The following is a 9291-nucleotide window of genomic DNA, read 5'->3' as shown; positions in this document are numbered from 1 at the left end:
AACGGTAGTAACGTGGACTTTTGCGGATGGTAACGGTAACACGAGTACGGCTACACAAAACGTGATTCTTAACAATACGACTGATACGACTGTAACAGTTTCAGGAGGAACTTTAACTGCAAATGCTACAGCTGACAGTTATCAGTGGATCGATTGTAATAACGGAAATGCCTTTGTTCCGGGAGCAAACGGTCAGTCTTTTACACCATCAGTAGATGGAAACTATGCGGTTATTTTAACGGTTGGAGGCTGTGAAGCTACCTCTGTTTGTAATACTGTTCTGGGTGTTAAAGATGATGTTTGGGCTGGTATAAGCTTGTACCCTAATCCAACAATGGGGAATTTTACCATTCGTTTGCCTTATAGTTTCGACAAGGCTGAAGTTATCATAACGGATCTGCTAGGGAAGACCATCAAGCAAATCAACTTTGCCCAGCAGGAGGAATTACACTTGTCTCTTGACGGGGTAGCCAATGGGGTTTATTTTGTTCGTATTGACAGTGAAACGAAAAGTAAAACTTTTAAAGTGATTAAAAAGTAATTTTATAAAGTATAAAACGAAAAGCCTTTTCATAACGAAAAGGCTTTTTTTATTGTTATGTCCAGACGAAAGCCGTAAGGGTTCTCAAATTGTATTTTTTGTTATTAAATGGTCTTATTCATAATTCATAACGGCTACACGTTCTTAAGAGGTGCTTTGATTCACGATTGTCATTGCGAGCATAACGAAGTGAAGCGCGGCAATCTCATGTTCAATGCAGAGATTACTTCGTCGTCCCTCCTCGTAATGACAGTACAAGTTGTCATTGCAAGCGAAACTCATTCCACACGTCATTGCGAACGTAACGTAGTGGTGTGTGGCACCCGAGCGAAGCGAACTGACAAAGTAATCTCTTGATTGATGCGTTGGCTTTTATTCATGAGATTGCCGCGCTGCGTTTCACTACGCTCGCAATGACGGCTTGAGAGATCTCCGATTGCGCGGATTAGAATTTTTCATACATTATTAATACACTATCCATACACTAACCATGCATTATCCATGCCTTATTTTATAATTGAGGATTTGAAATTAAATTTTTAATATATAATTATTATTCTAAAAGGGAATTTTTTGTACCTTTATTGAACTAAACGATTGGAAGTTAACGCTTCTGATTAATGAGTCTTTAAAGAGTGTGCAATTAGTTTTGTATACTCTTTTTAGTTTTTATACTCATTGCTTTGTTATCTCAGTACTTGTTTCCGTTTTTTTATACGTTTCATGTAATTGGTGTATTTCGTCCAGCAGTTGCATTTCTTCCATGGGGATTAGTTGTAAAGCAATTTCGAGGAGGTTGCGGATGTTTATTCTGGAATTTACTATATGATTGGAATCGTAGGGTTCGTCTGCCTCTAAGGCCAGAATAGCAACTTTTATAATATCCATAACGGTAAAGATTACATCGGCATGACCGGAAAACTGTAAAGGAACGTTGTAGGATTCCTTTCGATGCTCACAGGGCTTAAGAAGGGTAAAATACCTTCTGTTCCCGATGTACTTATGGAGGTCTGTTAAGGAATGTATTTCGTTTTCTTTCATGATTATTGGTTTTAGGTTAGTTGGTTTCTTCCAGGCGTTTTATTTCGGCTTCTATTAGCAGCGTTGCTTTTTCGTGGAATTGATAACAACGTCTTTGCAGTAGTTCTGTAAGAACGAAATCTGTAGGCTTTAATTTAACGGAGCGCAGCTTACTCAGATGTTGCGATAGAAGTTGGAAAATTTTCAGTTCTTCCGGAGTATTCCTCGGGAAAATATCCTCCGGCAGTGAGCAAAAAAGTTTGCATAAATCAAAAAGATAACCCAATGAGAAATGCATCGGGCGGTAGCCCAGAAAAGTATGGATTAGCGCCAAGGTAATGTTCTCTATAGCCATATGCAGCATCGATTCCTGAATGGGTTGGGTATCAAAACCTTCTATCTGGTTTTGCGATTCTAAAAACGTCTCGGCAATGCGGTTGCGGTTGTGCCAATACGCCCTGATACTTTCGATATTGCGTTTTGGATAACGTTCTACAGTTACGACAGGAGGAACTACAGGATGCTTATACAATACACCAGATTGCATTACTTTTTGAAAGAAATAGCTTTGCTGTGCCGTTAATTGCCTTACCGCACTGGCTTTGTGCAACAAAAGCGTAATAGTATATTGCCCATTGCTTTTGGTTTTAAGTACATCTGCCAATTCGCCAACGGCATTTTCTTTAAATTCCGGGCAAAACGCCAGTATGTAAAAGTGGTAGTTACTTTGGTTAAATGCATTACCTGATAAATAACAATGCTTGGATTTAATGGTGTGCTGTACACCGAAACAATACAAACCTGAGAGTTTGAGGTTTTCTTTTAGAAAAGCAGTAACATGTTCAAGTGCCTCGTTTTGTGACACCGTGTTGGGTTGAAGGGAAGTTTGATTTGCCATAACGATATTTTTTTGGTTGAACATTCACGAAAAATCTTATATTTGCTAAGCGACTGCAAGTACGGAAGCCTTGGTTAAGTACCGAACCAAAACCATTGGTATACTACCCCTTCCCGCTTGTATTTTACCAATAAAGAACTTTTGAGGATTACGGACTAAACCTTATTTTTGAACCATGAACACAGTAGCAAAAAACCACATAGGAAGAAAGATAAGCCGCATAAGAGAATTGCGCGACATGAAACAGGAAGCGTTAGCCGCTGCCCTTGGTGTTAGCCAGCAGACAATTTCTAATATTGAGAATAGCGAGACTGTTGAAGAGGAGAAACTTCAGGAGATTGCTAAGGTTTTGGGGGTTACTGCTGAGGGGATTAAGAATTTTTCTGAGGAAGCTGTTTTTAATATTATTGGAAATACTTATCACGATAATTCATCTTCACTAAATTACAATTGCACCTTCAATCCATTAGAAAAATTAATGGAAAGTATAGATGAAAATAAGAAGCTTTATGAACGTTTGTTGCAGGTGGAAAGAGATAAGGTTACTTATTTGGAGAAGTTAGCTAAGGATAAATAAAATAAAAAGGAGACTGTAAACTGTCTCCTTTTTTGTTTGTCTAATTTTCATAACGAGGTCTAAGCCAAGAGGACTTTGTTTAGCCATGATTATAAAAGTTAAAACATTTTATAAAAAATTATCTATTGATTATAGAAAGTTCCGAAATTGTTTTTAGTTTATTGTAAATATCTCTATCCAATTTAGCTAATGGTCTTTTGTTGAAATCTTTTGTTCTATAATAATTTCTGAAATAAAATCTATAAAATTCTTCTTCTGATGTTTTTAATTTATCAATTATTTTTGAGATTGAACCGATATAGTGTGGGCTTGCTTTATCGAATTTTTTATAAATCTCCTTAATAGAATCTCCATGACTTTCGTAAATTTCTTCTAATTTAAAGACATTTATACTTCCTGAATTCTTTATTAAATTCGTTCCAAATACTCTTTCTTTTTTTTGTTTAGAAATTGATTGATGTGCAATTAGTTTTGGAATAAAACTGATTTTACTTTTGGTAGATAATTCAAAATCAAAAGTAATCTCATTATCAAATCCACCAAGATATGGATGTATATGAGTCTCTAATTTAAAATCAATATTCAATTTTAAATTACTATTACATATATAGCAACTAGGGATTAGGTTGTAGAAGCTTAAGGTCAAGAATTCATATCGATTTTTACTAAAAAAATGATCATATGTTGGTCCGATAAAACGTTTATTTTTATCAGGAATGTAAGTTATATAATTTCTATTACAGTATGGACAACATTTCAAGTCTAAAGTTTTGCCTATTTTATGGTTAATGATACTGTAATATTTGTTATAATCAAAAAAATGGTTATATATCCTTTTATTTAAATTACCCAACTCGTTTTTTAATTCTTCATTCAGATCCATTAACTCGTTAGGTTTACTTCCAAAAAGATTATTATGATTAATAAAACTTTGGAGTTTTTTAATTTGACTTTCTATTTCTGCATATTTTTTTGTTTTTCTGCATCTAGACCTTTTGTCTGTTTTTATTTTATAACTGTTTAAAGTAAAAATTAAATCAAAGGTCATTTTACCATCTCCTTTGGGGTGTTTAGAATCTAGTAAATTCTTAATTCCAGTAATAGATTTGATTGCAGAAGTCAGCCCATGTACTTTATTTTTAACCGTTTTTTCAACAATTATATTTGGTGAATTAATAAGTGACAAAACTTCTAAAACATCATCAATATTTTTCAAAAAAGATGATGTAATAGTTTTACTATATTCATTTTCTATACTATTTAAATTTGGATGCTCAATTTTTATCATTTCTCTTCTTACTTAAAAGATTATCAAGTTCTTTCTTTTTTTGAGCAATTAAAGAATCCAGATAAATTTGATTATTATATGTTTTTTTATTTTCTAAAATTTCAATTAATTTATATTTAATAAATGGCTCATCTATAATTTTTATCATTATTAAATATTTATCAAACTCCTCTTCAGAATTTAGTTTTTCAATTTTATTTATTTCTTCAATTAAGTTTATTATATACTTATTAGAAAATTTCCCTGTGAATCCATCATTTAGAAAAAAATCATTTGCTAATATATCATGAATATTAGCTCCGAAGGCATTAGAGCCATTTTTGGTTAGAGGTAATCCATCTTTTAATTTTAATACATTTGATGATGGTATGTCTGATAAAATAAATGGTGAATGTGTTAAAAATAAAATATTAAAATTTTTCATTTCATTAAGTGACTCTAAATTAATAATTGAATCAATTATATCCATGACAAAATTTTTCTGAAACTGCGGATGATAGTATAACTCTATTTCGTCTAAAATAATATTAACATCATTGTAACTTCTTATTTTAGACTCATTTTCTTTTGTTTCCTTTATAGTCTTTAAATTGTTTATATGATATGTAATTGTATTAATATTAAAAATATATTGTTGTTCTCCTGAACTCATGTTTGATAATCTAATTGGTTTATCATCTAACAAAAATTCTATATCTATATCAAAAATATTAGGAAACAAATTTAATACTATATTATCCGTGTTTGTTTCATCTGCATCATTCAAAATTTTTTCTTTGATAAAATTAATCCAAATTAAAATCTCATCATTTGTAATCGTAATTACATCATCTAAATCCCATTTTTTTATGAATTCTAAATTTTCATTGTATGATTCTAAATTTTTTAAAAAATTATAAGTTTGGAAAAGTTTTTTTGTTACATGGCTACTCTTATTCTCTTCAATAAATTTTATAGTCTTACTTTGTTGCCACTCTTGTAATTTTTCTACTCTTTCCATCAAATCATAATTTGAATTTTCGGAATAACTATAAAAGTGCTGCATGTATGTATTAGATATTCTTCTAAATTTTTTAATTAAGTATCCTAATGCATAATCTGAAATATTCTTTTCTTCATAAAAGTGGAATTTATACGGAAATTTTGAAATAAAATCCAGAAAAGTTGATTCAATTTTTAAATCAAAATCTAATTCGTTAATTGGATATCTATCTGCATCTTTAACTTTTCTCTTTAATAAAAATTTATTAAACTTGTACTTGGAAAGTAAAGTAGCCTCTTTTCCATTATTTATTTGATCAATTATATTGAAAACCAATCTATCGATTGATAGTTTAAGTTCTCGATTTATATCAATATTTCCATTTTCTCTATAAGGATTAATTACAAGGGGTGTTTGATATCCGTCATTTTTATGGAAAAGATTAAATATCCAATTCCCCATTATATTTGAGTTCAATGAATGAAGAGAGTAATTTAGAAGTATAGAATAAAAGAATTTATAATCAGGTAATTCTATTTTATCATTATATTTTTCTATACAAAACACTTTGTTCTCTTTTTCATAGAATAACTGAAAATTAAATTTTTGATTTAAATCATTTTCAAAAAGAACTTCTTCTTCATATTCCTGTTCTATTTTTTTAATTCTTTTAATAAATTTATTATTTAATTCAATAAACATTTGAAGAGGATCTGTAAATGAAAATTTACTGTTTAAAGAATGATATTCATTTCCTTCATAGCTATAACTGATTAATAATTTTATGAAATTATGTTCATCAACCTTTTTAAAAAATCTAACTTGGATTTGATAAATTGCAAATAATTCCGTAATATGATTTACTATTTTCTCTGTATACTTTTTTACATCTTTCTCAGTTAACTTATAAACGTCATCTTTAGTAATTTCAAATTCACTTTTTAAAAATGGTTTCAAAACTTCTATATACTCAACTGTTAATACAAGTAAGCCTTTTAATTTATTAAAACAGATTTGAGAAGTTAAACTAATTGTCTTAAAATTATTACTAGCTAAGTAATAACATAAAGTGTTGTAAAAATCAATAATACTACTTTTACCACTACCATTTTCTCCAACAATTGTACTTACATTGATATTGATATTTCTTGAAGAATAAATATCAATATAATCTTCAGGCTCTTTAACATGTATTTTATTTTCAAACAGATTATCATTTAATGGAGATATTTCTTTCCCTTTTTTATCTAAAAAAATGTAATCTTGATAAAATTTATAAACAACCCCAGCTGTTAAATTTTTCAAAAACCTTTCATGACATCCAGCTAAAGGTCTTATCGCAATCAATTTAAACCCACTCATGTTATATTCTAAATATTTTAAATTTCTTTTCCTGTTTGTTTTGTGTTTTATTGAAAAAAAATTTCATTACACGTCTTGAATTGCTATTAGTTGATTGAAACTTGTTACATCGAAATATCGAAAAGTTTGAGGTGGGTGAAAGTTTTTAAATTTTACTCTTAGTTCTGAAAGAGGGATGGCCTTTTCCATTTTTTTGGCATCTTTCAAAAAAATCCCAACAGCTACATCTTTTCCTTTATAATATTCAAAGTATCTTTTTTTGTCAATACCCATTTTGCCATAGTATTCATCCCAAAGTTTTGTTGGTTTAAGCGAAATAATGTTATTAACCCTACAAGTACCTATTACTGACATAACAGGACCAGTACTATATATTATTATTAAGTCGTTCTTTTTAACATTTGGAACAGATTTTCTTAATTCAATAGTTTTTGTACCATTAAAAATCTTTTCCACAAATTCAGGTTTTATTGAAATAAATAATGCTCTTTGTACTTTATAATCCTTTTCCAATTTCATAAATCTGATTAAATATTTCTTTTGACACTTCTAAAGGAGAAGTGAATGTATTTCTAGGTTTTCCATTCCTAATAAGAATCTCAGAAATTGTATTTAAACCTATTATATTCTTAAAAACTTCTGTATCGCTGAATTTAATAGCTTTTATTTCTTTATTAGAATCTTCTTCGGCTAATTTATAAATATCTTTCCATTCATAAATTCCGAAGTTTTTAAATTGCTGAAAAAGATTTTTTGCGGATCCAATGAAGACTTCATCTAAATAAGAGGTACCAATAATTCCTTTGTGTCTGCCGGTAGTTACTTTTTTCTCCGCACTAACATACCACAGAATGCGGGCAGGATATTTTTCCGAGACAGGCATTACATTTCTATAATAGACATTTTCTCTATGCCAAACCAATTCAGCTTTTGCTCCAAATAGTGTTTGGTCAGCTTGATAAAAATCAAAAAGTTGACTTGCCCAATGCCTTTTAATTGGTATTATGTAAGTAGGTATGTCCAAATCTTTTAGCTTGATTGGCCATAATTTTCTCTCTAATTGTAATTTAAGAACTCTTTTTTCTTCATTATCGACAGAATCAAGTTTTTCCTTTATAAATGATAAATCAACATTATTAGAAGTAATAGTTTCATGTTTAAATAATTGGTTTGTTTCTATTAGTCCCTTAATTGACATTTTATGGAACTGTCCTTCTTTGTGTTCAAAATCAAAACTTTCTAGAATTTCAATTTGGTAATCACTCAAATATTTATCATCTATAATGATTTTATTTAGACAGTTTTCTGAAGCATAGTTTATGATATCTGTTAATAACTGATAAAATAAAATAAATGCAATTTTACTTCTTTTAGTTCTTAATATTCTTATCGAAAATATACTGTCTTTATACGTTCCGGCAACAAAGCCCAGATATTCTGCTTTATTATCTTTAACAATTTTAAAATAAGAATTTTTGATGCTACCAATAACTGTATTTATTTTATCACTTAATTCATGTTTTTTTTCATCTGATTCTTTTGATAAAAACAAATCAGTTAAATAGTTTATATCTGAAGACTCTATAGTCTTTGTTTCATAATTTGCACCAGCAAGCCTTACTGAATTGTAATTTGCTTTATTTTTTAACTGATCAATATGTAATATGAATTCAGAAGGACTTAATACTTTTACTGAATGAAGTTCGTGTATATGATCTGAAACGTTTAAAATGTTTTTGTCGGTTGTAACAAAACAATCAATCCCCGATGCAATGCATTCTGACAGTTGTATTTTATCGGAAATATCATTATCTGATTTTCCTAAAAGAAGATTTTCTAATCCCTTGTATATAATATCTCTTTCTTCAGGAACAAATCTCGCTTCTTTATATTTATTTATAAATTGTCTTGTTAAATTTGCTCTTGCTTTATTGGAATCTCGATTAATTTCATTTAGCATTTCTTGAGCATAAAAAAAGTCAACTTCATCATCAAGCCAATCTGCATTAAGAGCTTGAATTTCATTAAATTCGTCTTCTCTGATATCCCTTAATTTGATTAAAATATTAGCATCAAGCAAGACATTAAACTTTGAATCAGAAATATGGATTGACGAAAATAAATCTTGATTTCCAAAATCGAAAAACCATTTGACAAGATATTTTTCTTCTTTGCTTCTACTTCGAACTTCCTTTGCTGCTTTAAAACCATTTTTTTCGTAGAACCGTGAGGCTTCAGTATAGTCTGTTCTACAACTAAGAGCAATTCCTCTAAATAAATGTTGGTATTTATTTTTTAAAAAATCAAGTAATTTTTTCGCAATACCTTTATTTCTATATTCAGAATCAACACAAAGATGAGCGATACTTATGATTCCTTTAGACTGAGTTATTCTAAATAAAATATAACCTAATAATTTATCATTTTCTATGGCGGCTATTATACATTTTTTCTTGGCATGATCAATGAATGCCCCTTCTGGAAACATTCCTAATGTTTTTGCATTCTTTTTACCAAGGGATACAATATCACTTAGAATGCTCTCATTGTGATTAACAATTCTCAATTCCATAAAAACAAATTATCAACAATTATAGCCACCCACATATTTAATACCTTCTCT

8 protein-coding genes are annotated in these 9291 nt (G+C 29.6%); 2 read left to right on the top strand and 6 right to left on the bottom strand.

Annotated elements, in window-relative coordinates; genetic code table 11:
• On the top strand, window positions 1-541 hold a 541-nt coding region (locus ACWPKD_RS14885; RefSeq protein ID WP_455413488.1), incomplete at its 5' end, for a T9SS type A sorting domain-containing protein.
• Between the two features lie 675 nt (window positions 542-1216).
• On the opposite strand, the gene ACWPKD_RS14880 is transcribed toward ACWPKD_RS14885, so the two are convergent.
• Window positions 1217-1582, bottom strand: a complete 366-nt coding sequence (locus ACWPKD_RS14880) for a hypothetical protein (protein ID WP_455413487.1) — start codon at window positions 1580-1582, stop codon at window positions 1217-1219.
• A 16-nt stretch (window positions 1583-1598) separates the two neighbouring features.
• On the bottom strand, window positions 1599-2459 hold the full coding sequence (locus ACWPKD_RS14875; RefSeq protein ID WP_455413486.1) for a hypothetical protein: 861 nt from the start codon (window positions 2457-2459) through the stop codon (window positions 1599-1601).
• Between the two features lie 175 nt (window positions 2460-2634).
• On the opposite strand from ACWPKD_RS14875, the gene ACWPKD_RS14870 reads away from it, so the two are divergent.
• A complete protein-coding gene (locus ACWPKD_RS14870; protein ID WP_455413485.1) occupies window positions 2635-3036 on the top strand; it encodes a helix-turn-helix domain-containing protein in 402 nt (133 codons plus the stop codon).
• Window positions 3037-3154: 118 nt separating this feature from the next.
• Here the strand turns inward: ACWPKD_RS14870 and ACWPKD_RS14865 are convergent, their stop codons facing one another.
• The 4 genes from ACWPKD_RS14865 to ACWPKD_RS14850 form a co-directional block, all read right to left on the bottom strand.
• Window positions 3155-4324, bottom strand: a complete 1170-nt coding sequence (locus tag ACWPKD_RS14865; protein ID WP_455413484.1) for a hypothetical protein — start codon at window positions 4322-4324, stop codon at window positions 3155-3157.
• The gene (locus tag ACWPKD_RS14860) at window positions 4311-6668 is read right to left on the bottom strand and encodes an AAA family ATPase (protein ID WP_455413483.1); all 2358 of its coding nucleotides are present in this window, start codon (window positions 6666-6668) and stop codon (window positions 4311-4313) included. The genes ACWPKD_RS14865 and ACWPKD_RS14860 overlap by 14 nt, the downstream gene beginning before the upstream one ends.
• A gap of 66 nt (window positions 6669-6734) precedes the next feature.
• Window positions 6735-7187, bottom strand: a complete 453-nt coding sequence (locus ACWPKD_RS14855; RefSeq protein WP_455413482.1) for an ASCH domain-containing protein — start codon at window positions 7185-7187, stop codon at window positions 6735-6737.
• Window positions 7165-9240, bottom strand: a complete 2076-nt coding sequence (locus ACWPKD_RS14850; protein ID WP_455413481.1) for a GNAT family N-acetyltransferase — start codon at window positions 9238-9240, stop codon at window positions 7165-7167. The genes ACWPKD_RS14855 and ACWPKD_RS14850 overlap by 23 nt, the downstream gene beginning before the upstream one ends.
• Window positions 9241-9291 lie beyond the last annotated feature (51 nt).

The sequence above is a fragment of the Flavobacterium pedocola genome, assembly GCF_053764385.1.
The sequence above is the reverse complement of the archived record's forward strand: the minus strand, read 5'-3'. Positions and strand labels throughout refer to the sequence as shown.